Origin of the sequence: Kitasatospora sp. NPDC015120 (genome assembly GCF_043080305.1) — a bacterium.
Taxonomy (GTDB): Bacteria; Actinomycetota; Actinomycetes; order Streptomycetales; family Streptomycetaceae; genus Kitasatospora.
On the sequence record NZ_JBIBVJ010000024.1, the window covers coordinates 55617 to 80303 of the forward strand.

The window sequence follows — 24687 nt, forward strand, 5'->3', positions numbered from 1 at the left end:
GGAGCCGCCCCATGACACTGCCCCACGGGCCGATGCGCGCCACGCCCGGCGGACCACCACGGACCGCGCCGCTGCCCGATCCGTCCGCCGTCGACCCCGCGGTGCTCGCCACTCTGCTCGCCCGGCACGGCTGGGTCCGGCGCGGCGGGCCCACCGCCCGCTACGGCCGCTGGACGCCCCCCGAGGGCACCGACCCCGGCGTCAGCCTGCTCGTCCCCGCCGGTGACGGCTTCGACGACGCGGTCGACCTGCTCACCGACGCCGTCACCGCGCTCTCCCGCTCCGCCAGCCCCTCCGCCCGCGCCATCCTGCTCGCCCTGGCCGTCCCCGGCGACGAGCTCCAGTGGCACCGCGACCTCGCCGCACCCCCCGCCGCCGCCGTCCCCGGCGCGGCGCCCTGGGACGACACCGAACGGCTGCGGCACGCCGCCCGCGCCATGCTCGCCGCCGGCGCCAAGGCCGGCCGCACCCGCGCCGCCTACTTCGGCGCCCGCCTGGACGCCTGGGCCGGCGACTTCCTCGACCGCGTCCTGGTCGTCGCCGGCGGCCCGGGCCTGACCGCCTACACCCCCGCCCCCGAGGGCCGGGCCGCGGTCACCACCCTGGTCCGCGCCCTGGAGGCACTGCGCGACGCCGTCGACTACCGGCGGGTCAGCGGCGGCGGCGAGGCCTTCGAGAACGCCGTCCAGTCCGGCGTCAGCCGCGAGCTGGTCGAATCCGTCCGGGAACTGGTGCGCGGCGCCACCGCCGGCCGGTTCACCGTCGCCTGGTCCGCCGCCGCCGGCACCCCCGGCGGCTTCGGCGACCGCCGGATCGCCGTCGAGTTCTCACCCGGCGACCTGCCCGCCCTCGACGAGGCCGCCGAACTCCTCGAACGCATCGAGCCCGCCGTCGCCGTCACCGTCGTCGGCCTCGTCGTCCGCCTCAAGCGCGCCGACCCCGCGGGGCCCGGCAGCGTGCGCCTGCGGGTGCTCGGCGGCGCCGAGGTCGACGAGGTCAAGGTCCGCCTCGCCGACCCCGCCTACCGGCTCGCCGCCGAGGCCCACCTGGCCGGCACCCCGGTGCGGATCAGCGGCCGCCTGGAACGGCGCGGCGGATTCCGGCGGCTCACCCGGCCCACCGGCCCGGAACCGTGCGGGCTGGAGGACGCCGAGCGGGAGCGCCTGCTCAAGACACTGGGGGAGGGGCGGGGCGAGTAGGAAGGGTACGGAGGTGACGGTGGGGTCACCGCTCTCGGTACCATCGTCAGGCGCAGCGCTGTGCTGCGTCCTCTGAATCCAGCACGTCAGGAGAGACCGGTGACGGACGTCCGGGTAATCATCAACCGCGAACCCGATCGGGAAGAGCGCGTGGTGACCACGGGCACTACGGCCGCCGAGCTCTTCGCCGACGACCGCTCGATCATCGCCGCCCGCGTCGGCGGCCGGCTCAAGGACCTCGCCCACGCCCTCCAGGACGGCGACGAGGTCGAGCCGGTCGCGATCTCCAGCCCGGACGGCCTGGACATCCTGCGCCACTCCACCGCGCACGTCATGGCCCAGGCCGTGCAGCAGCTCTTCCCGGAGGCCAAGCTCGGCATCGGCCCGCCGGTCAAGGACGGTTTCTACTACGACTTCGACGTCGAGAAGCCGTTCCACCCCGATGACCTCAAGGCCATCGAGAAGCGGATGCAGGAGATCATCAAGCGCGGGCAGAGGTTCTCCCGCCGGGTGGTCACCGACGAGGCCGCCCGCGAGGAGCTGGCCGCCGAGCCGTACAAGCTGGAGCTGATCGGCCTCAAGGGCTCCGCCGCCACCGCCGGCGAGGGCGCGGACGTCGAGGTCGGCGCCGGCGAGCTCACCATCTACGACAACCTGGACGCCAAGAGCGGCGAGCTGTGCTGGGGCGACCTCTGCCGCGGACCGCACCTGCCGTCGACCCGGATGATCCCGGCGTTCAAGATCATGCGCTCGGCCGCCGCCTACTGGCGCGGCAGCGAGAAGAACCCTATGCTCCAGCGCCTGTACGGGACCGCCTGGCCGAGCAAGGACGAGCTCAAGGCGCACCTGGAGTTCCTGGAGGAGGCCGCCAAGCGCGACCACCGCAAGCTCGGCAACGAGCTCGACCTCTTCTCCATCCCCGAGGAGATCGGCTCCGGCCTCGCCGTCTTCCACCCCAAGGGCGGCATCATCCGCCGCGCCATGGAGGACTACTCGCGCCGCCGGCACGAGGAGGAGGGCTACGAGTTCGTCTACACCCCGCACGCCACCAAGGGGAAGCTCTTCGAGAAGAGCGGCCACCTGGACTGGTACGCGGACGGCATGTACCCGCCCATGCAGCTCGACGAGGGCGTGGACTACTACCTCAAGCCGATGAACTGCCCGATGCACAACCTGATTTTCGACGCGCGTGGCCGCTCCTACCGTGAGCTGCCGCTGCGCCTGTTCGAGTTCGGCACGGTGTACCGGTACGAGAAGTCCGGCGTGGTGCACGGTCTGACCCGCGCCCGCGGCTTCACCCAGGACGACGCGCACATCTACTGCACCCGCGAGCAGATGGCGGACGAGCTCGACTCGACGCTGACCTTCGTGCTCAACCTGCTGCGCGACTACGGTCTGACCGACTTCTACCTGGAGCTGTCCACCAAGGACCCGGAGAAGTTCGTCGGCACCGACGACGCGTGGGAGGAGGCCACCGCCGTCCTCGCCGCGGTGGCCGAGAAGCAGGGCCTGCCGCTGGTCCCGGACCCGGGCGGCGCGGCCTTCTACGGCCCGAAGATCTCGGTGCAGGCGCGGGACGCCATCGGCCGTACCTGGCAGATGTCGACCATCCAGCTGGACTTCAACCTGCCGGAGCGCTTCGACCTGGAGTACACGGCGGCGGACGGCTCGCGCCAGCGGCCGGTCATGATCCACCGGGCGCTGTTCGGCTCGATCGAGCGGTTCTTCGCGGTGCTGCTGGAGCACTACGCCGGCGCCATGCCGCCGTGGCTGGCCCCGGTCACCGTGACCGGCATCCCGATCACCGACGAGCACGTGCCGTACCTGCTGGAGGTCGCGGCCGAGCTGAAGAAGCGCGGGATCCGGGTCGAGGTGGACACCTCGGACGACCGGATGCAGAAGAAGATCCGCAACGCCCAGCGCAGCAAGGTGCCGTTCATGCTGATCGCCGGCAACGACGACGTCGAGGCGGGCGCGGTCTCCTTCCGCTACCGCAACGGCGAGCAGAAGAACGGCGTGCCGGTCGCCGAGGCCGTCCAGGAGATCGTGGACGCGGTGGAGCGCCGGATCCAGGTCTGACGCCGTCGGTCGTGCGCGGGCGCGGGGCGGGCTCCTTCAGGAGTCCGCCCCGCGCGTCTTTGCAAGCACGGTTGGGCGAATATGCTGATCAGCATGACGACTGAGCCGGAACTGCAGCAGGGCGTCGGGGAGCCGGACGGCTTCCGCCGCCTCTGGACCCCCCATCGGATGGCCTACATCCAGGGCGAGAACAAGCCCACCGGTCCGGCTCCGGACGACGGCTGTCCGTTCTGCTCGATCCCGTCGCTGAGCGACGAGGACGGGCTGGTCGTCGCGCGCGGCAACTCCGTGTACGCGGTGCTCAACCTGTACCCGTACAACGGCGGGCACCTCATGGTGGTCCCGTTCCGGCACGCGGCGGACTACACCGAGCTGGACGAGGCGGAGACGGCCGAGCTGGCGGTGTTCACCAAGAAGGCGATGACGGCGCTGCGCGCGGCCTCGGGGGCGCACGGCTTCAACATCGGCATGAACCAGGGCGCGGCGGCCGGTGCCGGCATCGCGGCCCACCTGCACCAGCACGTGGTGCCGCGCTGGGGCGGGGACACCAACTTCATGCCGGTGGTCGGCCACACCAAGGTGCTGCCGCAGCTGCTGGCGGACACCCGGAAGATGCTGGCCGACGCCTGGCCGCAGGACTGATCCGGACGGATCCGTACGCCCTTCACGGCGCAGGGCCCCGGCGACCAGCGGGTCGCCGGGGCCCTGCGCCGTGTCCGGTCAGGCGTCGTACTGGTCGACCTTGAACGGGCGGCTGCCCTGGGCCTCGGCCTTGAGACCGGCCGCGCGGCCCTTGAACGCGCGCTCGGTGTCGAGGTCGTGCTCGGCGAGGAACTCCAGGGTGGCGGTGTGCACGGCCCCGAGCACCGGGTGGGAGGCGTTGAGCGCGTTGTCCGCCATGGTGCGGGTGCCCCAGGGCGCTCCGGCCCAGGTGTGCCGGAAGCCGAAGGGCTCGGGCAGGCCGAGGCCGCCGCCGAGCCAGGAGAGCAGGCCGGGCGTCCGGTGGAAGGGGGCGCGGACGGCCTGCCGGACGACCTCGTCGTTGTCGATCAGCCGGAGTTTGACCGTGCGCTCCTCCCAGAACCGGAAGGTCTTGGCGACGGACTTCTCCTTGTCCGCGGGCTTGTCGCCGAAGAAGCCGGCGATGGGACCGAGGGCGTAGCCGGCGACGGTGATGTTGAGGGTGTTGGCGAGCAGTACCACGGTGACGGTGAAGGTCAGGACGAGCTTTCCGTCGTGGGTGATGAACTGGGTGGCGAGGTAGTGCCGGGGGCCGCCGGAGAAGGTCTGCTTGTCGGCGATGGCCTGGACGGCGAAGTCGCGCATGTGGTCGCCGTCCATGTCGGCGTTGCCGGGGCGGCTGATCTCGTCGGCGCTCTCGCCGACCTCCAGGACGACCCACTGCTTGACCTGGACGCCGGGCATGCCGCTGTTGGCGACCTCGCTGATGCCGAGCGCCTTGAGGTGGCCGGAGATCTTGCGGACGAGGTCCCAGGGGTGGAACTGGCGGAAATCGATCTGGCCCTCGGCGGGGCGCAGGGTGTCGATGAGCTTCCACTCGCCCCAGCGGCGGCCGGCCCCGAGGATGCCCTTGGCCCCGGCGTAGTGCTGGATGTTGGTCTCCTGCTCGGAGTCCAGCCGGCCGAGCTTGGCGCGCAGGTCGGCGGCCTTCTTGTCGAGGTCGTCGCGGGGGACGGCCATCGGGACGGTGGCGGCCACGGCGTTGCCCTCGGCCAGGGCGAGCCAGCGGGCGCGCAGGTCGACGGCGGTGCGTTCGACGATGCGCCGGGCCAGGAACCAGCCGATGACCGGGGCGAGCAGCACGATCCGCAGGTAGAGGCCGAGGACGCCGCCGGCCGGGGGCTTGATGGCGAGCAGCGCGGCGAGGCCGGCGACGAGGGCGAGCACGACGGCGCCGTACGCGGTGGCGTTCTTCGGGCTGTCGCGCCTGAGCCAGGCGCGCAGCTGGAACGCGCCGAGCCACACCAGCGTGCCGGGCAGGCAGAGCAGCCCGGTGACGACGGAGACGGTGGACAGCTGCCGGTCGCGGTTGCGGCGGATCTCCTCGGCGGCGAGGCAGTGCTCGACGATCTGGCGGGTGTCGAGGCCGAAGGAGGGGACCAGCGGCTTGCGGTCGCCGCCGAGGGTGCGGGAGATGAGCGCCTTGCTCCAGGCCTCGCCGAAGTTGGGGGCGAAGAGGGCGAAGCGGCCCTTCTTGACGCTGGTCCCGGCGAGTTTGGCGGCGCCCTCCTCCAGGGTGATGTCGCGGTACGCCACCGAGGAGATCGCCTGGGTGCCGGCGGTCTGCGGGCCGGCGTCGGTCCGGGGTATCTGCGCACCCGGGGTCATGTCGAGTGTGGTCACGGTGGCGGTCCCCTCCTCCCCTTTGTCCTGCGGCAGGTTACCGTGCCGGGGCACCGCCGCGGGCATGATCGTCTGAAGTGCCGTCACGAACGGGCCACGGTGGGCCTGTGGGGCATGATGCCCACGTTCCGGCTGTGCGACGCGCCCTGGTGCGGGTCGTCGGCGCGTGATGGTGCACGATGGCGGCATGACGAGCGGTGGGCTGACGGATCCGGTGCTGGTGTTCGACGGGGACTGCGGGTTCTGCACGACGTGCGTGACCTGGGGGGAGCGCTTCCTGCGCCAGACGCTGGCGTCGGGGGGCTGGGAGGCGGTGCCGTTCCAGTTCGCGGACCTGGCGGAGCTGGACGCGGTGGCCGGGGGGCGCGGTGAGGTGTCCTGGGAGCGCGCGGAGCGCGAGGTGCTCTGGGTGACGCCGGCGGGCCGGGTGTACGGCGGGGCGCAGGCGGTGGCGCGGCTGCTGATGCGCTCGGGCGGGGTGTGGGCGTACCTGGGCGGGGTGCTGGCGCTGGCGCCGGTGCGGCCGGTGGCGGCGCTGGTGTACCGGTGGGTGTCGGTCAACCGGCACCGGATGCCGGGCGGTACGCCGGCCTGTGCCCTGCCGCGCCGCTGAGGTCCTTTCACCCCTCCTGGTCGGTGAAGCGGGTGGCGAGGGCGGCGGGCATCGGTTCGTGGCGCAGGTGGGCGCGGCTGAACTCGGCGGTGCCGTGGGTGAGCGAGCGCAGGTCGACGGGGTAGCGGGCGAGTTCGAGTTCGGGGACCTCGGCGCGCAGCAGGGTGAGGCCGGGGCCGCCGGTCTCGGTGCCGAGGACGCGGCCGCGGCGGGCGGAGAGGTCGCCGAGGACGGCGCCGAGGTAGTCGTCGGGCAGCAGGACGCTGACGGCGGCGACCGGTTCGAGGAGCCGGATGACGGCGTGTTCGGCGGCGTCGCGCAGGGCGAGGGCGGCGGCGGTCTGGAACGCGGAGTCGGAGGAGTCGACGGAGTGCGCCTTGCCGTCGGTGAGGGTGACGCGGATGTCGACCAGCGGGTGGCCGGTGGCGACGCCCTTGGCGAGCTGGGCGCGGACGCCCTTCTCGACGGAGGGGATGAAGTGCTTGGGGACGGAGCCGCCGACGACGTGCTCCTGGAACTCGAAGCCGGAGCCGGCGGGGAGGGGTTCGACCTCCAGGTCGCAGATGGCGTACTGGCCGTGGCCGCCGGACTGCTTGACGAGGCGGCCGTGGCCGGCGGCGGCGGTGCCGAAGGTCTCGCGCAGGGCGACCCGGTGTCCGACGGTGTCGACGTGGACGCCGTGGCGGTTGCGGAGCCGGTCGAGGACGGCTTCGGCGTGGGCCTCGCCGGTGCACCAGAGGACGAGCTGGTGGGTGTCGGGGTTCTGTTCGAGGCGGAGGGCGGGGTCTTCGGCGGCGAGCCGGGACAGGGCCTGGGAGAGCTTGTCGTCGTCGGCCTTGCTGTGGGCCTCGACGGCGACGGGCAGCAGGGGTTCGGGCAGGGTCCAGGTGTCGAGTTCGGCGGTGCGGCCGGGCTCCTGGACGGTGTCGCCGGCGCGGGCGGTGGTGAGCTTGGCGGCGCAGACGAGGTCGCCGGCGACGGCGTGCGGGACGGGTCGCTGGAGTTTGCCGAAGGGGCTGGTGAGGCCGGTGACGCGTTCCTCGGCGTCCTGGTCGGCGGGGTGGCCGGGGCCGGTGAGGCGGATGCGGGTGTCGGGGCGCAGGGTGCCGGCGTAGAGGCGCAGCAGGCTGACGCGCCCGACGTAGGCGTCGCCGGTGACGCGGACGACCTGGGCGGCGAGGGGGGCGTCGGGGTCGCACTCGGGGGCGGGGCGGGTGCGTTCGGCGGGGGTGGGGAAAGTGGTGGCGATGAGGTCGAGGAGTTCGGTGGCGCCGAGGCCGTGTTCGCTGGTGGGGACGGCGGGGTGCAGGGTGCAGGCGAGGACCTCGCGGCGCATGCCGGCTTCGAGGGAGTCGGTGTCGGGGGTCTCGCCGGTGAGGTACTGCTCCATGAGGGTGTCGTCCTGGCCGGAGATGGCTTCGACGAGGCTCTCGCGGGCGGGGGCGGTGTCGGGCAGGGGGTCGGCCCGGCCGTAGGTGTGGCCGGTGAGGAGGTCCACGCTGCCGTCGGGCCGGCCGTCGTGGTGGACGGGCAGGAAGAGCGGCCGCAGGGTGTCGGGGCCGAGGCCGAAGGCGTCGTGGCAGGCGGTGAGGATGTCGTCGAGGCTGCCGCGGGCGATGTCGAGCTTGGCGACGGCGATGGCGCGGGGGATGTTCTCGGCGGCGCACTCGCGCCACAGGGCGCGGGTGGGGGCGGTGACCGGGTCGGTGGCGGAGACGACGAAGACGGCGGCGTCGGCGGCGTGGAGGGCGGCGCGCAGCTCGGCGGCGAAGTCGGGGTGGCCGGGCGGGTCGATCAGGTTGATCTTGGTGCCGCGCCATTCCAGGGGGAGCACGGAGAGCTGGACGGAGCGTTGCTGCTGGTGCTCGATGGGCTCGTGGTCGGAGACGGTGGTGCCGTCGGTGACCCGGCCGGGGCGGCCGACGGCGCCGGCGGCGTGGGCGAGGGACTCGGCGAGGGTGGTCTTCCCCACGCCGGCGCAGCCGATGAGGACGACGTTGCGCAGGTCGCCCGGTCCGGCGACGGCGGGGGCCTGGCCGGCTCTGGCGGTGCTGCGGTCGGGCATCGGGGTCTCCTCCCGTCGCGCCGAGGCTGTCGGTGAAAGTCTAGGGCGTGTCCTGTGGATCAGCTCGGACGAGGCGGTGGTGCCGGGGCGCGTGCCTCGCAGGGCGGGGGAGGGGGCACCGCCCGGCCGGAGCCCCCGGGGGCGCGCGAGCGGCATGCGGGGACGGTGCGCGCGCGGGGAAGGCCGGCGGGCGTGGCTACGATGGGTGGGCCGGATGGGCTGATCCATCGGGTCGTCTGCCGCGCACTCTGGCCGCAGGCGGGTACCAGGGAGATCGGAGCGGTCGGGAAGGCCATGCTCAACAAATACGCGCGTGCCTTCTTCACACGTGTTCTGACCCCGTTCGCCGCGTTCCTCATCCGTCTGGGTGTGAGTCCGGACACCGTGACGCTGGTCGGCACGGCCGGTTCGGTGGCGGGTGCGCTGGTGTTCTTCCCGCGCGGGGAGTTCTTCTGGGGCACCGTCACGATCACGCTGTTCATCTTCTCGGACCTGGTGGACGGGAACATGGCGCGGCAGCTGGGGCGGTCCACGAAGTGGGGGGCGTTCCTGGACTCGACGCTGGACCGGGTCGCGGACGCGGCGGTCTTCGGCGGCATCGCCCTGTGGTACGCCGGCAAGGGTGACAACGACCTGCTGTGCGCGGTGGCGGTGTTCTGCCTGGCGAGCGGGCTGGTGGTGTCGTACACCAAGGCGCGGGCGGAGAGCCAGGGGCTCCCGTGCGACGTGTCGGGGCTGGTGGAGCGGGCCGAGCGGCTGGTGATCAGCCTGGTGGCGGCCGGTGTGGCGGGTCTGCACACGTTCGGGGTGCCGTACGTGGAGTGGCTGCTGCCGGTGGCGCTGTGGCTGGTGGCGGCCGGCAGTCTGGTGACGGTGTTCCAGCGGATGCTGACGGTGCGCCGCGAGGCGTTCGAGGCGGACCGCACGGCGGCCGGGAGCTGAGAGGGGGCGGTCCCGCAGTGAAGGACCGAGTGGTGGACCGGCTGGTGTACACGGCGTACGCGGCGGGCTGGGGGGCGCTCAAGCACCTGCCCGAGCCGGCGGCGCGGGCGCTGTTCGACCGGCTGGCGGATTCGGCGTGGCGGCGGCGCGGGAAGCGGGTGCTGCAGCTGGAGGCGAACCTGCTGCGGGTGTGCCCGGAGGCGGACGAGGCCCGGCTGCGGGAGCTGTCGCGGGCGGGGATGCGCTCGTACATGCGGTACTGGCAGGAGTCGTTCCGGCTGCCGGTGTGGGGCCGCGGGCGGGTGCTGCGCGACGTGCGGGTGGACGGCTTCGAGCTGCTGCAGGAGGCGCTGGAGTCGGGCCGCGGCGCGGTGATAGCGCTGCCGCACATGGGCAACTGGGACCTGGCGGGCGCCTGGGTGGCGACCCGGGGGTACCCGTTCACGACGGTGGCGGAGCGGTTGAAGCCGGAGCGGCTGTTCGACCGGTTCGTGGCGTTCCGGGAGAGCCTGGGCATGGAGGTGCTGGCGCTGACCGGCGGCTCGGTGAGCGTGGTCGGCACGCTGGCGCGGCGGCTGCGGGCGGGCAAGCTGGTCTGCCTGGTGGGGGACCGGGACCTCTCGGAGGCGGGCATCGAGGTGTCCTTCTTCGGCGAGGCGACGCGGATGCCGGCCGGCCCGGCGGCGCTGTGCCAGCGGACCGGGGCGGCGCTGCTGCCGGTGTCGCTCTGGTACGAGGGGCGGACCATGCGCGGGCGGGTGCACCCGGAGGTCGTGGTGCCGGCGGAGGGCGACCGGGCGGAGAAGACCCGGGCGATGACGCAGGCGATGGCCGCGGTGTGGGAGGCGGCGATCCGGGAGCACCCGCAGGACTGGCACATGCTGCAGCGCTTCTGGCTGGCCGACCTCCCGGTCCGTGAGACGGTGGAGCCGGGGGCGGACCGGGCCGCAGGCACCGCCCGTCCGGCCGTCCGCAAGGCCGCCGTCCGCCAGGCCGCCGTCCGGCCCGCGGCGGCGGAGGCCGGGGAGCCGGCGGCCGAGGCCTCGGGGGCCTGAAGCACCGACGGGCCCCGGGACGTCCCGGGGCGCCGTCGTACCCGCACCGCACCGCACCCGCCCGCAGGACTTCGAGGAGACCCGTGAAGATCGGCATCGTCTGCCCCTACGACTGGGACGTTCCCGGCGGCGTGCAGTTCCACATCCGGGACCTCGCCGAGCACCTGATCGGCCTGGGCCACGCGGTGTCGGTGCTGGCGCCGGCCGAGGACGACGAGGCGCTGCCGCCGTACGTGGTGTCGGCCGGGCGGGCGGTGGCGGTGCCGTACAACGGCTCGGTGGCGCGGCTGAGCTTCGGGATCCTGTCGGCGGCCCGGGTGCGGCGGTGGCTGCACGAGGGGCGGTTCGACATCCTGCACGTGCACGAGCCGGCCTCGCCGAGCCTGTCGATGCTGGCGGCGTGGTCGGCGTCGGGTCCGATGGTGGGCACCTTCCACACCTCGAACCCGCGCTCGCGGGCGATGATCGCGGCCTCGCCGATCCTCCAGCCGGGGCTGGAGAAGATGCGGGCGCGGATCGCGGTGAGCGAGTACGCGCGGCGCACCCTGGTGGAGCACCTGGGCGGGGACGCGGTGGTGATCCCCAACGGCGTGGACGTGGGGTTCTTCGCGCAGGCGGAGCCGGACGAGCGGTGGACCGGCGGGGCGGCCGAGGGGCGGCCGGGGACGATCGGCTTCATCGGCCGGATCAACGAGCCGCGCAAGGGCCTGCCGACGCTGCTGGCGGCGCTGCCGCGGATCCTCGCGCAGCGGCCGGGGGTGCGGCTGCTGGTGGCGGGCAAGGGCGACGAGGAGGAGGCGGTCGCCGGGCTGGCGCCGGAAGTCCGCGCGCAGGTGGAGTTCCTCGGCATGGTGAGCGACCGGGACAAGGCCCGGCTGCTGCGCAGCGTGGACCTGTACGTGGCGCCGAACACCGGCGGCGAGAGCTTCGGGATCATCCTGGTCGAGGCGATGTCGGCGGGCGCGCCGGTGCTGGCGAGCGACCTGGACGCGTTCAAGCAGGTGCTGGACGGCGGGGACGCGGGCGAGCTGTTCCCGGTGGAGGACGCGGACGCACTGGCGCGTGCGGCGCTGCGCCTGCTGGGGGACCCGGCGCGGCTGGAGGAGCTGCGCAAGGCGGCCTCCCGGCACGTGCGGCGGTTCGACTGGTCGACGGTGGGCGCGGACATCCTGGCCGTGTACGAGACGGTGACGGCGGGCGAGGCCGCGGTGGTGGAGGACGAGCGCAGCGGGCGCCGCGGCCGGTTCGGGCTGGCCCGGGACTGACCGGGGGGCGCGCGGTCGGGGAGCGCGCGGTTAGGGTTCGGACGGTCTCCCGTCCGCAGTTCCCGTTCCCGTCCCTGGAGGGCCCGATGCCGCAGATCTCCGTCGACTACTCCCCGAGCCTGGCCGGCTCCTTCGACCGCCGTGAGCTGGGCGCGGCGATCAACCGGCTGGCGGTGGAGACCATCGCCGCCGCGCCCGAGGGCTGCAAGACGGTCTTCCGGGCGACCGACCCGGAGGTCGTGGTGGGGTTCGGGGAGCGCGCCGAGGCGCAGCTGTTCGTGCAGTTCCAGATCTTCCCGGGCCGCAGCCCGGAGGCGAAGGCGGCGCTCACCGAGGGGGTGCTGGCGCTGCTGGCGGAGCGGGTGAAGCCGGCGCCGGGGGAGCGGCTGCACCTGGCGGTGGACGTGCGCGACATCGACCGCGGGGCCTACCGGAACACGACCGTCGAGGGGTGAACCGGGGTCACCCGGTAGCGTAGCGCCCCGTGACTACCTGGATCTGGGCCGGCGTGGCCGTGGTGCTGTTCGGCATGTACCTGAGCTGGACGGCCGGAAGGCTGGACCGGCTGCATGCCCGGATCGACGCCGCCCGTGCGGCGCTGGACGCGCAGCTGGTCCGCCGGGCGTCGGTGGCGATGGAGCTGGCGACGTCCTCGCTGCTGGACCCGGCGGCGTCGCTGCTGCTGCTGGACGCGGCGCACGCGGCGCGCCAGACGGAGGACGAGCAGCGCGAGGTGGCGGAGAGCCAGCTGAGCCTCGCGCTGCGGGCGGTGTTCGCGGAGTCCGAGCAGGTGGCGGCGCTGGTGGCGGAGCCGGGCGGCGAGGACGCGGTGCGGGACCTGACGGCGGCGGTGCGGCGGGTGCCGATGGCGCGGCGGTTCCACAACGACGCGGTACGGGCGGCGCGGGCGGTGCGCGAGCACCGGCTGGTGCGCTACTTCCGGCTGGCGGGCAAGGCGCCGTTCCCGATGGCCTTCGAGATGGACGACGCGCCGCCGGCGGCGCTCACCCCGCAGGGCGCTCCGGCCTAGCCGGACGGCCGCGGCCCGGTTCCGCCCAGGTCGACGGGAGGGTCCGGATACGGCCTCTTTGTCGTATCCCGCCGGACCGGCTGGACTTGGTGGCGCATGGAGGGGCAGTACCTTCCGCCTACCATAGGGCGATAGCACTGGTTCATTCTTCGAGTGAGGTCTCACGTGTCCACCACCCCCACCACCGCAGACCAGCCGCAGATCGGCACCGCCCGGGTGAAGCGCGGCATGGCCGAGCAGCTCAAGGGCGGTGTGATCATGGACGTGGTCAACGCCGAGCAGGCCAAGATCGCCGAGGACGCCGGCGCTGTGGCCGTCATGGCCCTGGAGCGGGTGCCGGCCGACATCCGCAAGGACGGCGGCGTGGCGCGCATGTCGGACCCGAACATGATCGAGGAGATCATCGACGCGGTCTCGATCCCGGTCATGGCGAAGTCCCGGATCGGCCACTTCGTCGAGGCCCAGGTCCTGCAGTCGCTGGGTGTCGACTACATCGACGAGTCCGAGGTGCTGACCCCGGCCGACGAGGTCAACCACTCCGACAAGTGGGCGTTCACCACCCCCTTCGTCTGCGGCGCCACCAACCTGGGCGAGGCGCTGCGCCGCATCGCCGAGGGTGCGGCCATGATCCGCTCCAAGGGCGAGGCCGGCACCGGCAACGTCGTCGAGGCGGTCCGCCACCTGCGCCAGATCAAGAACGAGATCGGCCACCTGCGCGCCCTGGACCACAACGAGCTGTTCGCCGCCGCCAAGGAGCTGCGCGCCCCGTACGAGCTGGTCAAGGAGGTCGCCGAGCTCGGCAAGCTGCCGGTCGTGCTGTTCTCCGCCGGTGGCGTGGCCACCCCGGCCGACGCCGCGCTGATGCGCCAGCTGGGCGCCGAGGGCGTCTTCGTCGGCTCGGGCATCTTCAAGTCGGGCGACCCGGCCAAGCGTGCCGCCGCGATCGTCAAGGCCACCACCTTCTTCGACGACCCGAAGATCATCGCCGACGCCTCCCGCAACCTGGGCGAGGCCATGGTCGGCATCAACTGCGACACCCTGCCGGAGAGCGAGCGGTACGCCAACCGCGGCTGGTAATGCGCCCCGGACGGCCCGCCGCACGGTGATCACCGGCGCGGCGGGCCGCCGTGCGTCGTCCGTTCGAGAGTCAAGAGGTACGAGAAGTGTCCACTCCAGTCATCGGCGTCCTCGCCCTGCAGGGTGACGTCCGCGAGCACCTGATCGCGCTGGCCGAGGCCGACGCGCTGGCCCGCCCGGTGCGCCGCCCGGAGGAGCTGGCCGAGGTCGACGCGCTGGTGATCCCCGGCGGGGAGTCCACCACGATGTCCAAGCTGGCACTGCTGTTCGGCGTGATGGACCCGCTGCGCGAGCGGGTCGCCGCCGGCATGCCGGTGTACGGGACCTGCGCCGGCATGATCATGCTGGCGGACAAGATCCTGGACGGGCGCGAGGACCAGGAGACGGTCGGCGGCATCGACATGACGGTGCGCCGCAACGCCTTCGGCCGCCAGAACGAGTCCTTCGAGTCCGGGATCGCCTTCCGGGGCCTGGACGACGCCCCGGTGCACGGCGTGTTCATCCGCGCGCCCTGGGTGGAGTCGGTCGGCGCGGGCGTCGAGGTGCTGGCCGAGCTGCCGGCCGCCGACGGCCCGGAGAGCCGGATCGTGGCCGTCCGTCAGGGCAACCTGCTGGCCACCTCGTTCCACCCGGAGCTCACCGGCGACCACCGGGTGCACGGCCACTTCGTGCGGATGGTCGAGGAGCACCTCGCCGCCGCGTGACCGCGCGTGCCCGACCGTGCGCGGTCGGGCGGCGGCCGCCGCACCGGTAAGATCTCATCTGTTCATTTCCCATTGGCGACGTAAAGGAGCTGGCGATGTCCGGCCACTCTAAGTGGGCTACCACCAAGCACAAGAAGGCCGTGATCGACGCCAAGCGCGGCAAGCTCTTCGCCAAGATGATCAAGAACATCGAGGTGGCGGCGCGCACCGGCGGCCCCGACCCGGCCGGCAACCCGACGCTCTACGACGCCATCCAGAAGGCGAAGAAGAGCTCGGTCCCGATCGACAACATCAACCGCGCCGTCAAGCGCGGTGGCGGCCTGGAGGCCGGCGGGGCCGACTACCAGACGATCATGTACGAGGGCTACGGCCCGAACGGTGTCGCGGTGCTCATCGAGTGCCTCACCGACAACCGCAACCGCGCCGCCTCGGACGTGCGTGTGGCGATGACCCGCAACGGCGGCTCGATGGCCGACCCGGGCTCGGTGTCCTACCTGTTCACCCGCAAGGGCGTCGTCATCGTCCCCAAGGCGGACGGCGTGGACGAGGACAAGCTCTTCGAGGTCGTCCTCGACCAGGAGCCCGAGGAGATCAACGACCTCGGCGACTCGTTCGAGATCGTCTCCGAGGCCTCCAAGATGGTCGCCGTGCGCACCGCCCTGGTGGACGCCGGCGTCGACTACGACTCGGCGGAGGCCAACTTCCTGCCGAGCATGCAGGTCGAGCTGGACGTCGACGGCGCCCGCAAGATCCTGAAGCTGATCGACGCCCTGGAGGACAGCGACGACGTGCAGAACGTCTTCGCCAACTTCGACATCAGCGACGAGGTCGGTGCCCAGCTCGACGCCGAGTGACCGCACCCCCTCCCGGCCCGGCGGTCCCCAGGACCGCCGGGCCGGTGTCGTTCGGGGCGCTGTCGGTGGCGGGGGGTAGCCTTCGCAGGTCGGAGCACATGGTGATGGAGGGGGAGCCTTGGTACGGGTGCTGGGTGTCGACCCCGGGCTGACCAGGTGCGGGGTCGGCGTGGTCGAGGGCGCGCCGGGCCGGCCGCTGCGGATGGCCGGGGTCGGTGTGGTCCGCACCCCCGCCGAGGCGGAGACCGGGCAGCGGCTGCTGCTGGTCGAGCAGGGCCTGGAGGCCTGGCTGGACGAGCACCGGCCCGACCTGGTGGCCGTCGAGCGGGTCTTCGCCCAGCACAACGTCCGCACCGTGATGGGGACGGCACAGGCCAGCGCGGTGGCGATGCTCTGCGCGACCCGGCGCGGCATACCGGTCACCCTGCACACCCCGAGCGAGGTCAAGGCCGCCGTCACCGGTTCCGGCCGGGCCGACAAGGCGCAGGTCACCGCCATGGTGCAGCGGCTGCTGCGGCTGGACGCACCGCCGAAGCCGGCCGACGCCGCCGACGCGCTGGCGCTGGCCATCTGCCACATCTGGCGCGGCGGCGCCGCCAACCGCCTGGAGGCCGCGATCCGGGCGGCCCGCACCACCACCTCCCCGCAGGGCCCGAAAGGAACCGTCCGATGATCGCCTTCGTGCAAGGACCCGTGGCCGCGCTGTCCGGCGGCGTCGCGGTGGTCGAGGTCGGCGGGGTCGGCATGGCCGTGCAGTGCACGCCGAACACGCTGGCCGGCCTGCGGCTGGGGGAGCCGGCCCGGCTGGCGACCTCGCTGGTGGTCCGGGAGGACTCGCTGACCCTGTTCGGCTTCGCGGACGACGACGAGCGGGCGGTCTTCGAGATCCTCCAGGCGGCGCCCGGCGTCGGCCCGAAGCTGGCGCAGGCGATCCTCGGCGTGCACAGCCCCGACGCGCTGCGCGTCGCGATCGCCAACGGCGACGAGAAGGCGCTGGTGGCGGTGCCCGGCATCGGGAAGGCCAAGGCCGCCAAGCTGCTGCTCGAATACAAGGACAAGCTCGGCGCCCCGCACGGCGGGGTCCCCGCGCAGAAGCCGGTCGCCACCGGTCCGGCGCCGTGGGGCGAGCAGCTGCACTCCGCGCTGGTCGGCCTCGGCTACGCGCCCCGCGAGGCGGACGACGCGGTCGCGGCGGTCACGCCGGAGGCCGAGGCGCAGCCGGTTCCGGACGTGGGCGCCCTGCTGCGGCTGGCGCTGCGCGGACTCAACCGTTCTCGCTGAAGCCATCCGACGACCTGTCCTCTTGTCGACACCGATCTGGGAGCCGCCCGCGATGAGCCCCTTCGACTCCGAGCCCGCCGACCGGCTGGTGACCGCCGCCGCCGACGGTGAGGACCAGGCCGTCGAGGCGGCGCTGCGCCCGCGGCTGCTGGACGAGTTCATCGGCCAGGAGCGGGTGCGCGAGCAGTTGTCGCTGGTGCTCCAGGCGGCCCGCCAGCGCGGCGCGGCCCCGGACCACGTGCTGCTCAGCGGCCCGCCCGGGCTCGGCAAGACCACGCTCTCGATGATCATCGCGGCCGAGCTGGGTGCCCCGATCCGGATCACCTCCGGCCCGGCGATCCAGCACGCGGGCGACCTCGCGGCGATACTCTCCTCGCTCGCCGAGGGCGAGGTGCTGTTCCTCGACGAGATCCACCGGATGTCGCGGCCCGCCGAGGAGATGCTCTACATGGCGATGGAGGACTTCCGGGTCGACGTGATCGTCGGCAAGGGGCCCGGGGCGACCGCCATCCCGCTGGAGCTGCCGCCGTTCACCCTGGTGGGTGCGACCACCCGGGCGGGCCTGCTGCCGCCGCCGCTGCGCGACCGGTTCGGCTTCACCGGGCACATGGAGTTCTACGCGCCGGCCGAGCTGCAGCGGGTGGTGCACCGGTCGGCCGCGCTGCTGGACGTGGAGATCGACCCGGCCGGCGCCGCCGAGATCGCCGGCCGCTCGCGGGGCACGCCGCGGATCGCCAACCGGCTGCTGCGCCGGGTGCGCGACTACGCGCAGGTGCGCCACGACGGCGTGGTCACCGCCGCGATCGCGGGCCAGGCGCTGGACGTCTACGAGGTGGACGCCCGTGGTCTGGACCGGTTGGACCGGGCGGTGCTGGACGCGTTGCTGCGGCTGTTCGGCGGCGGCCCGGTCGGGTTGTCGACGCTGGCCGTCGCGGTGGGGGAGGAGGCCGAGACGGTCGAGGAGGTCGCCGAGCCGTTCCTGGTGCGCGAGGGCCTGCTGGCCCGCACCCCGCGCGGCCGGATCGCCACCGCCGCGGCCTGGCAGCACCTGGGTCTGACCCCGCCGGCGCAGCCCGGGCGCGGCGGCGTGGTGCCGGCCCAGCCGGAGCTCTTCGCCCCGGACGGGGACCGCGCCGGGGACCAGGGGTGAACGACGCGCCGTCGCGCTGAGCCGAACGGGTGAGGGCGGAGCGTGTGCGGATCATGCGCGCCCGCCGTGGGGGCGCCTGCGGAAGCCGGGGAAGAAGTCCGGGGAAACTGTGCAGGCGGAGGGTCGCCACTTTCGGCGGCAGGATGCGATGCTTGGCGTTGTCCGATCAGTTCGGGGTCGCCTAGACTCCGCCGGACCGCCCCTCTCACCCGACGGGACGACCAATACCACACAGGCCGCCGGCCGGCGGCCCGTAAAGGACCCTGGCTGCAGTGAACCTCATCATCCTCCTCCTCCCGATCCTCGCCATCGTGCTCATGTTCCGGGCGCAGAAGAAGCGCCAGGCGCAGATGACCCAGATGCAGACGGCTCTTGAGCCGGGGGCGGGCGTGCGGACCATCGGCGGCCTGTACGCGCAGGTGAAGGCGGTCAACGAGGAGACCGTCGAGCTGGAGATCGCGCCGGGCGTGGTCACCCACTTCACCAAGAGCGCGATCGCGGCGGTCCTGGATCCCGCCGAGTACGACGCGATCATCAACGGCCGTCCGGACGAGGACGAGGGGGTCGGTGCCTCGGACGAGGACGCCGAGGTCGAGGCCGCGCCGGCCGACGCGAAGCCGCTGTCGTTCAGCAAGGACGACGCCGACAAGGGCGACGCGAAGGCCGAGGCCGAGGGCGGGGCTCCCGCGAGCAAGTAGTACGGTCGGGCACCCGCCCGGCCGCGCGGCGTTGTGCCGCGAGCCCACAGGACTCAGGGCCGCAGTTCCGCCACTCCCCGCCCGGCCGCGTGCCGGGCGGGGGTCGGTGGGGGGAAGTGGCATGGACAGGGAGAAACGAGCAAGGTGGCAACACCCAAGTCGCGCCCGCGCGACGGTTACCCAGGGCGGGCGCTGGCCCTCATCCTGGTCGTCACCGTCGGACTGGTCGCCCTCATGTTCGGGACGGGCAACACCAAGCCCCGCCTCGGGATCGACCTCGCCGGCGGCACCAGCATCACGCTGAGCGCGAAGTCGACCGACCCCAAGGCGATCAACAAGTCCAACATGGACATCGCCACCGGGATCATCGAGCAGCGGGTCAACGGGATGGGCGTCTCCGAGGCGGAGGTCCAGACCCAGGGCGACCGCAACATCATCGTGAACATCCCCAAGGGCGGTGACAAGCAGAGCGCGGCCGACCAGGTCGGCACCACCGCGAAGCTGTACTTCCGCCCGGTCCTCGCCCTCGCCCCCAGCGGCATCCAGGCCCCGGCCCCGACCGAGACCCCGTCGGCGGGCGCGAGCGGCACCCCCGCCGCCGCCACCCCGAGCGCGAGCGGCACCCCGGCCGCCGCCGGCGCGCCCAGCGCGAGCGCCACCAAGCAGGGCCGTCCGGCCGGTGAGGCCCTCGCGGCCGACAACCCGACCGCGCCCGCCGCCACCGGCGCCGCCGCGACTCCCCCGGCCGCCACCGGCGCCCCGAGCCCCGCCGCCGCCACCCCGCCGGCCACGCCGGACCTGTCCTCGGCGATGACCTCGGGCACCGTTCCGCCGGAGCTGGCCGCCCAGTTCGGCGCGCTGGACTGCACCAAGCCGGACCAGCGGAACAAGAACTACCAGAGCGGCGAGGGCACCCCGACCGTCGCCTGCACCCAGAAGGACGAGAACGGGCTCTACTACAAGCTCGCCCTCGGCCCGGTCGCGGTCTTCGGCTCGGACGTCTCCAAGGCGCAGGCCACCATCGACACCCAGCAGGGCGGCGGCTGGCAGGTCCAGCTGCAGTTCAACGGCAAGGGCACCGACGCCTTCACCGCCGTCACCGGCCAGCTGGCCAGCCAGCCCGAGCCGGGCAACCAGTTCGCCATCGTCCTGGACGGCCAGGTCGTCTCCCACCCGTACGTGCGCAGCGCCATCCCCGGCGGCTCGGCCGTGATCTCCGGCAGCTTCACCCAGACCGAGGCGCAGAACCTCGCCAACGTGCTGAGCTTCGGCGCCCTGCCGCTGGAGTTCCAGACCAGCGACGTCACCACCGTCTCCCCGCAGCTCGGCGGCGACCAGCTGAAGGCCGGCCTGGTCGCCGGTCTGATCGGCATGATCCTGGTGGTCCTCTACTCGCTGGTCTACTACCGGGGCCTGGGCCTGATCTCGATCGCCGGTCTGATCGTCTCGGCGGTCCTGACCTACTCGATCATGAGCCTGCTCGGCGCCGGGATCGGCTTCGCGCTGAACCTGCCGGCGGTCTGCGGTGCCATCGTCGCGATCGGTATCACCGCCGACTCCTTCATCGTCTACTTCGAGCGCATCCGCGACGAGGTCCGCGAGGGCGCCCCGCTGCGCCCGGCGGTCCAGCGGGCCTGGCCGCGCGCCCGGCGCACCATCCTGGTGTCGGACTTCGTGTCCTTCCTCTGTGCCGCCGTGCTCTACCTGGTCTCGGTCGGCAAGGTCCAGGGCTTCGCCTTCACGCTGGGCCTGACCACGGCGCTCGACGTCGTCGTCATCTTCCTGTTCACCAAGCCGCTGATCACGCTGCTGGCCCGCCGGAAGTTCTTCTACGAAGGCCACCCGTGGTCCGGTCTGGACCCGAAGCGGCTGGGCGCCCGCCCGCCGCTGCGCAGCACCCGCCGTCGCACCCCGTCGTCCTCCGCCGCCGTGAAGGGGGCCTGACACCGTGTCGCGCTTCTCCAATCTGGGCCACAAGCTCTACCAGGGCGAGGTCAGCTTCGACTTCGTCGGCCGCCGCAAGCTCTGGTACAGCATCTCCGCGGTGATCGTCCTGATCGCCGGGATCGGCCTGGCGATGGGCCTGCACCTGGGTATCGAGTTCAAGGGCGGCTCGGTCTACACCGTGGCCAAGCCGGGGCTCTCGGTGTCGCAGGCGCAGGACGCGGTCGACAGGATCGTCTCCTCGCACCCGCTGGTGCAGTCGACCGACAACGGCAAGATCCGCATCCAGATCTCCTCGGAGGACAAGACCACCTCCTCGGAGTTCACCGGCAAGCTGTCGCAGGAGATCGGCGTCCCGGTCGCGGAGATCGACACCCAGGTGATCGGTCCCAGCTGGGGTGAGCAGATCTCCAACAAGGCGCTCACCGGCCTGATCATCTTCATGATCCTGGTGACGATCTACCTGGCGATCGCCTTCGAGTGGCGGATGGCGGTGGCCGCCCTGGTCGCCCTCATCCACGACCTCCTGATCACCATCGGCGTCTACGCCCTGGTGGGCTTCGAGGTCACCCCCGGTACGGTGATCGGCTTCCTGACCATCCTCGGGTACTCCCTCTACGACACGGTCGTCGTCTTCGACACCGTGAAGGAGAACACCAAGGACCTCACCAAGCAGAACAAGCTCACCTACAGCGAGGCGGCCAACGCGGGCCTCAACCAGACCCTGGTCCGCTCGCTCAACACCACCGTGGTCGCCCTGCTCCCGGTGGCGGCGCTGCTGTTCATCGGTGGCGGTCTGCTCGGGGCCGGCACCCTGAACGACATCTCGCTGGCGCTGTTCATCGGTCTCGCCGCCGGTGCCTACTCCTCGATCTGCGTCGCCACCCCGCTGCTCGCGCAGCTGAAGGAGGAGGCGCCGGAGATGAAGGCCCTGGCCAAGCGGGTGGCCCAGCGCCGCGCCGCCGACGCCAAGGCCGCCGCGGCCAAGGACGCCGGGGAGACCAAGGAGACCGGGGACGCCGAGGAGATCGCCGACGAGGACCTGCCGGCGGGTATGGTCGGTCAGCGCGGCAGGGCGGCCGGCACCACGCGTGCCAAGGGCCGTCCGTCCACCAAGCGCTGATCCCCGCCGACCCTAAGGACCCTTCGTGACCACCGCCGACACCGCACTGGCCGAGCTGCTCACCAGCCGGATCCGGGACGTCCAGGACTACCCGAAGCCGGGCGTGCTGTTCAAGGACATCGCGCCGCTGCTCGCCGACGCCGAGGCCTTCGCCGCGCTCACCCGGGCGCTGGCGCAGCGGGCGGCGGAGCTCGGGGCCACCAAGGTGGTCGGCCTGGAGGCGCGCGGCTTCGTGCTGGCCGCCCCGGCGGCCTTCGCGGCCGGGGTCGGCTTCGTGCCGATCCGCAAGCAGGGCAAGCTGCCCGGCGAGGTGTTCCGCCGCTCGTACGAGCTGGAGTACGGCTCGGCGACGCTGGAGGTGCAGTGCGACGCCTTCGCGCCCGGTGAGCGGGTGCTGGTGGTGGACGACGTGCTGGCCACCGGCGGGACCATCGGTGCCTCGCTGGACCTGGTCAGGGAGGCCGGCGCGGAGCTGGCCGGCGTGGTCGTGCTGATGGAGCTGGGCTTCCTCGACGGCCGCGAGCGGCTGACCCCGCACCTGGGCGGCGCCCCGCTGGAGACGCTGGTCACGGTCTGAGCCCCGCGGGGCCCATCGGACGACGGGCGGCGGCCGGAACATTCCGGCCGCCGCCCGCTGTTGTGTCGGCCGTGTGTCCGCAGCGTGTGCGGGCCCGGCCGACCGAACGTCCTGGCGCAAGGCTCGGTACCATGAAGATTCATCCCCTCCCGGTTGCGCGAGGCGCGGCCCGAGCCGCCCGGCGCCCGCGGGGGGCAGGCCAAGTGCCCTGAGGAGTGTCCTTGCCCGACGAGGTTGTGCCCGCGGCCGCTGCGTCCGCCCCCGAGAACCGGCCCACGCCCTCGGGGGCCACCCCGGCACGTCCGGCGCCGACCCCGTCCCGCCCGTCCGCCCCGGGCGGCCGCAGCCCCTCGGGCGGCGGCGGCATGCGGGCCCGCCTGGCCCGCCTCGGCGGTCAGCGCTCCAGCGTCCTGAACCCCGTCCTGGAGCCGCTCTTCCGCTCGATCCGGGCCAACGACCCCAAGGCCGACCCGGCGCTGCTGCGCGACATCGAGAAGGCGTACGCGGTCGCCGAGAAGTGGCACCGCGGGCAGAAGCGCAAGAGCGGCGACCCGTACATCACCCACCCGCTGGCCGTCGCGACCATCCTGGCCGAGCTGGGCATGGACGCCCCGACGCTGATGGCCGGGCTGCTGCACGACACCGTCGAGGACACCGACTACGGCCTGGAGACCCTGCGCAAGGACTTCGGCGACTCGGTGGCCCTGCTGGTGGACGGCGTCACCAAGCTCGACCGGGTCAAGTTCGGCGAGGCCGCGCAGGCCGAGACGGTCCGCAAGATGGTCGTCGCGATGGCCAAGGACCCCCGGGTCCTGGTGATCAAGCTGGCCGACCGCCTGCACAACATGCGCACCATGCGCTACCTCAAGCGGGAGAAGCAGGAGAAGAAGGCCCGCGAGACGCTGGAGATCTACGCCCCGCTGGCGCACCGGCTGGGCATGAACACCATCAAGTGGGAGCTGGAGGACCTCGCCTTCGCGATCCTCTACCCCAAGATGTACGACGAGATCGTCCGGCTGGTCGCCGAGCGCGCCCCCAAGCGGGACGAGTACCTGGCGACCGTCATCGACCAGGTCCAGGGCGACCTGCGCGGCGCCCGGATCACCGCGTCCGTCACCGGCCGGCCGAAGCACTACTACTCGGTCTACCAGAAGATGATCGTCCGGGGCCGGGACTTCGCCGAGATCTACGACCTGGTGGGCATCCGGGTCCTGGTCGACACCGTCCGCGACTGCTACGCGGCGCTGGGCACCATCCACGCGCGGTGGAACCCGGTGCCGGGGCGGTTCAAGGACTACATCGCCATGCCCAAGTTCAACATGTACCAGTCGCTGCACACCACGGTGATCGGTCCCGGGGGCAAGCCGGTCGAGCTGCAGATCCGCACCTTCGACATGCACCGCCGCGCCGAGTACGGCATCGCCGCGCACTGGAAGTACAAGCAGCGCGCGGTGGCCGGCGCCTCCAAGGTGCGCACCGACACCCCGGCCCAGACCCGCAAGGACGACAAGGCCGGCGCCGTCAACGAGATGGCCTGGCTGCGCCAGCTGCTGGACTGGCAGAAGGAGACCGCCGACCCCAGCGAGTTCCTGGAGTCGCTCCGCTTCGACCTGGCCAGCAACGAGGTCTTCGTCTTCACCCCCAAGGGCGACGTCATAGCCCTCCCGGCCGGGGCCACCCCGGTCGACTTCGCCTTCGCGGTGCACACCGAGGTCGGCTACCGCACCATCGGGGCCCGGGTGAACGGGCGGCTGGTGCCGCTGGAGTCGACCCTGGAGAACGGCGACACCGTCGAGGTGTTCACCTCCAAGGCGGAGAACGCCGGGCCGTCCCGCGACTGGCTGGGCTTCGTCAAGTCCCCGCGCGCCCGCAACAAGATCCGCGCCTGGTTCTCCAAGGAGCGCCGCGAGGAGGCGATCGAGCAGGGCAAGGAGGCCATCGCCCGCGCGATGCGCAAGCAGGGCCTGCCGATCCAGCGGATCCTCACCGGCGACTCGCTGGTCACCCTCGCCCACGAGATGCGCTACCCCGACATCTCCTCGCTGTACGCGGCGATCGGCGAGGGCCACGTCACCGCGCAGAACATCGTCCAGAAGCTGGTGCAGGCCCTCGGCGGCGAGGAGGGCGCCACCGAGGACCTCGCCGAGACGGCCACCCCGACCCACGACAACCGGCGCGCGGTGCGCCGCCGGGCCAAGGGCGACCCGGGCGTGATCGTCAAGGGCGTCGAGGACGTCTGGGTGAAGCTGTCGCGCTGCTGCACCCCCGTGCCGGGCGACGCCATCGTCGGCTTCGTCACCCGCGGCAACGGCGTCTCGGTGCACCGCGCCGACTGCGTCAACGTCGAGGCGCTCAGCCAGCAGCCCGAGCGGATGATCGACGTGGAGTGGGCGGCCACCCAGTCCTCGGTCTTCCTGGTGGCCATCCAGGTCGAGGCGCTGGACCGCTCCCGGCTGCTCTCGGACGTCACCCGGGTGCTGTCCGACCAGCATGTCAACATCCTGTCGGCGGCGGTGCAGACCTCCCGCGACCGGGTGGCGATGAGCCGCTTCACCTTCGAGATGGGCGATCCCAAGCACCTGGGCCACGTCCTCAAGGCGGTCCGCGGCGTCGAGGGCGTCTACGACGTCTACCGCGTCACCTCGGCCCGCAAGTAGCCGGCGGACA

General features: G+C 72.7%; 22 protein-coding genes. 20 read left to right on the plus strand and 2 right to left on the minus strand.

Going from position 1 to position 24687, the window contains the following annotated elements:
• Positions 1–11: 11 nt before the first annotated feature.
• The 3 genes from ACF1AK_RS32140 to ACF1AK_RS32150 all read left to right on the plus strand — a co-directional run bounded on the left by ACF1AK_RS32140 (position 12) and on the right by ACF1AK_RS32150 (position 3920).
• The gene (locus ACF1AK_RS32140) at positions 12–1199 is read left to right on the plus strand and encodes a hypothetical protein (protein WP_391502352.1); all 1188 of its coding nucleotides are present in this window, start codon (positions 12–14) and stop codon (positions 1197–1199) included.
• Positions 1200–1298: 99 nt separating this feature from the next.
• Positions 1299–3278 (plus strand): threonine--tRNA ligase, encoded by a 1980-nt coding sequence (gene thrS, locus ACF1AK_RS32145; protein ID WP_391502353.1) that lies wholly within the window; start codon positions 1299–1301, stop codon positions 3276–3278.
• 81 nt (positions 3279–3359) lie between these two features.
• A complete protein-coding gene (locus ACF1AK_RS32150; RefSeq protein WP_391502354.1) occupies positions 3360–3920 on the plus strand; it encodes an HIT family protein in 561 nt (186 codons plus the stop codon).
• A 78-nt stretch (positions 3921–3998) separates the two neighbouring features.
• Here the strand turns inward: ACF1AK_RS32150 and ACF1AK_RS32155 are convergent, their stop codons facing one another.
• Complete coding sequence (locus ACF1AK_RS32155; protein ID WP_391502355.1) at positions 3999–5642, minus strand: hypothetical protein; 1644 nt, start codon at positions 5640–5642, stop codon at positions 3999–4001.
• A gap of 187 nt (positions 5643–5829) precedes the next feature.
• Between ACF1AK_RS32155 and ACF1AK_RS32160 the strand changes: the two genes are divergently transcribed.
• Entirely contained in the window at positions 5830–6255 is a 426-nt protein-coding gene (locus ACF1AK_RS32160; RefSeq protein ID WP_391502356.1) for a thiol-disulfide oxidoreductase DCC family protein, read from the plus strand.
• 7 nt (positions 6256–6262) lie between these two features.
• Here ACF1AK_RS32160 and ACF1AK_RS32165 read toward each other — a convergent pair whose 3' ends face one another.
• Positions 6263–8320 carry an elongation factor G-like protein EF-G2 gene (locus tag ACF1AK_RS32165; RefSeq protein ID WP_391502357.1) on the minus strand — a complete coding sequence of 686 codons (2058 nt, stop codon included), beginning with the start codon at positions 8318–8320 and terminating at the stop codon, positions 6263–6265.
• Between the two features lie 294 nt (positions 8321–8614).
• Here ACF1AK_RS32165 and pgsA point away from each other — a divergent pair, with 294 nt between their 5' ends.
• From pgsA to ACF1AK_RS32245, 16 genes are all read left to right on the plus strand, one after another.
• Positions 8615–9262, plus strand: a complete 648-nt coding sequence (pgsA, locus tag ACF1AK_RS32170; RefSeq protein ID WP_391502358.1) for a phosphatidylinositol phosphate synthase — start codon at positions 8615–8617, stop codon at positions 9260–9262.
• A gap of 17 nt (positions 9263–9279) precedes the next feature.
• The gene (locus ACF1AK_RS32175) at positions 9280–10317 is read left to right on the plus strand and encodes a phosphatidylinositol mannoside acyltransferase (protein WP_391502359.1); all 1038 of its coding nucleotides are present in this window, start codon (positions 9280–9282) and stop codon (positions 10315–10317) included.
• Between the two features lie 83 nt (positions 10318–10400).
• Complete coding sequence (locus ACF1AK_RS32180; RefSeq protein ID WP_391502360.1) at positions 10401–11582, plus strand: glycosyltransferase family 4 protein; 1182 nt, start codon at positions 10401–10403, stop codon at positions 11580–11582.
• Between the two features lie 86 nt (positions 11583–11668).
• The gene (locus ACF1AK_RS32185) at positions 11669–12037 is read left to right on the plus strand and encodes a 5-carboxymethyl-2-hydroxymuconate Delta-isomerase (protein WP_391502361.1); all 369 of its coding nucleotides are present in this window, start codon (positions 11669–11671) and stop codon (positions 12035–12037) included.
• Between the two features lie 74 nt (positions 12038–12111).
• A complete protein-coding gene (locus ACF1AK_RS32190; protein ID WP_391502386.1) occupies positions 12112–12612 on the plus strand; it encodes a hypothetical protein in 501 nt (166 codons plus the stop codon).
• Between the two features lie 165 nt (positions 12613–12777).
• Positions 12778–13689, plus strand: a complete 912-nt coding sequence (gene pdxS, locus ACF1AK_RS32195; protein ID WP_391502362.1) for a pyridoxal 5'-phosphate synthase lyase subunit PdxS — start codon at positions 12778–12780, stop codon at positions 13687–13689.
• A gap of 86 nt (positions 13690–13775) precedes the next feature.
• Entirely contained in the window at positions 13776–14393 is a 618-nt protein-coding gene (pdxT, locus tag ACF1AK_RS32200) for a pyridoxal 5'-phosphate synthase glutaminase subunit PdxT (protein ID WP_391502363.1), read from the plus strand.
• Between the two features lie 95 nt (positions 14394–14488).
• Positions 14489–15247, plus strand: a complete 759-nt coding sequence (locus ACF1AK_RS32205; protein WP_049651428.1) for a YebC/PmpR family DNA-binding transcriptional regulator — start codon at positions 14489–14491, stop codon at positions 15245–15247.
• A gap of 118 nt (positions 15248–15365) precedes the next feature.
• Positions 15366–15920, plus strand: a complete 555-nt coding sequence (gene ruvC, locus ACF1AK_RS32210) for a crossover junction endodeoxyribonuclease RuvC (protein ID WP_391502364.1) — start codon at positions 15366–15368, stop codon at positions 15918–15920.
• Positions 15917–16528: a Holliday junction branch migration protein RuvA gene (ruvA, locus tag ACF1AK_RS32215; protein ID WP_391502365.1), complete on the plus strand. Its 612-nt coding sequence runs from the start codon at positions 15917–15919 to the stop codon at positions 16526–16528. Before ruvC ends, ruvA begins: the two co-directional genes overlap by 4 nt.
• Before the next feature lie 52 nt (positions 16529–16580).
• A complete protein-coding gene (gene ruvB, locus ACF1AK_RS32220) occupies positions 16581–17678 on the plus strand; it encodes a Holliday junction branch migration DNA helicase RuvB (RefSeq protein ID WP_391502366.1) in 1098 nt (365 codons plus the stop codon).
• Between the two features lie 272 nt (positions 17679–17950).
• On the plus strand, positions 17951–18376 hold the full coding sequence (gene yajC / locus ACF1AK_RS32225; protein ID WP_391502367.1) for a preprotein translocase subunit YajC: 426 nt from the start codon (positions 17951–17953) through the stop codon (positions 18374–18376).
• 144 nt (positions 18377–18520) lie between these two features.
• A complete protein-coding gene (secD, locus tag ACF1AK_RS32230; RefSeq protein WP_391502368.1) occupies positions 18521–20320 on the plus strand; it encodes a protein translocase subunit SecD in 1800 nt (599 codons plus the stop codon).
• A gap of 4 nt (positions 20321–20324) precedes the next feature.
• Entirely contained in the window at positions 20325–21443 is a 1119-nt protein-coding gene (gene secF, locus ACF1AK_RS32235; protein ID WP_391502369.1) for a protein translocase subunit SecF, read from the plus strand.
• A gap of 25 nt (positions 21444–21468) precedes the next feature.
• Positions 21469–22020: an adenine phosphoribosyltransferase gene (locus ACF1AK_RS32240; RefSeq protein WP_387680964.1), complete on the plus strand. Its 552-nt coding sequence runs from the start codon at positions 21469–21471 to the stop codon at positions 22018–22020.
• Positions 22021–22241: 221 nt separating this feature from the next.
• The gene (locus ACF1AK_RS32245; protein ID WP_391502370.1) at positions 22242–24677 is read left to right on the plus strand and encodes a RelA/SpoT family protein; all 2436 of its coding nucleotides are present in this window, start codon (positions 22242–22244) and stop codon (positions 24675–24677) included.
• The last annotated feature ends 10 nt before the right edge of the window (positions 24678–24687 follow it).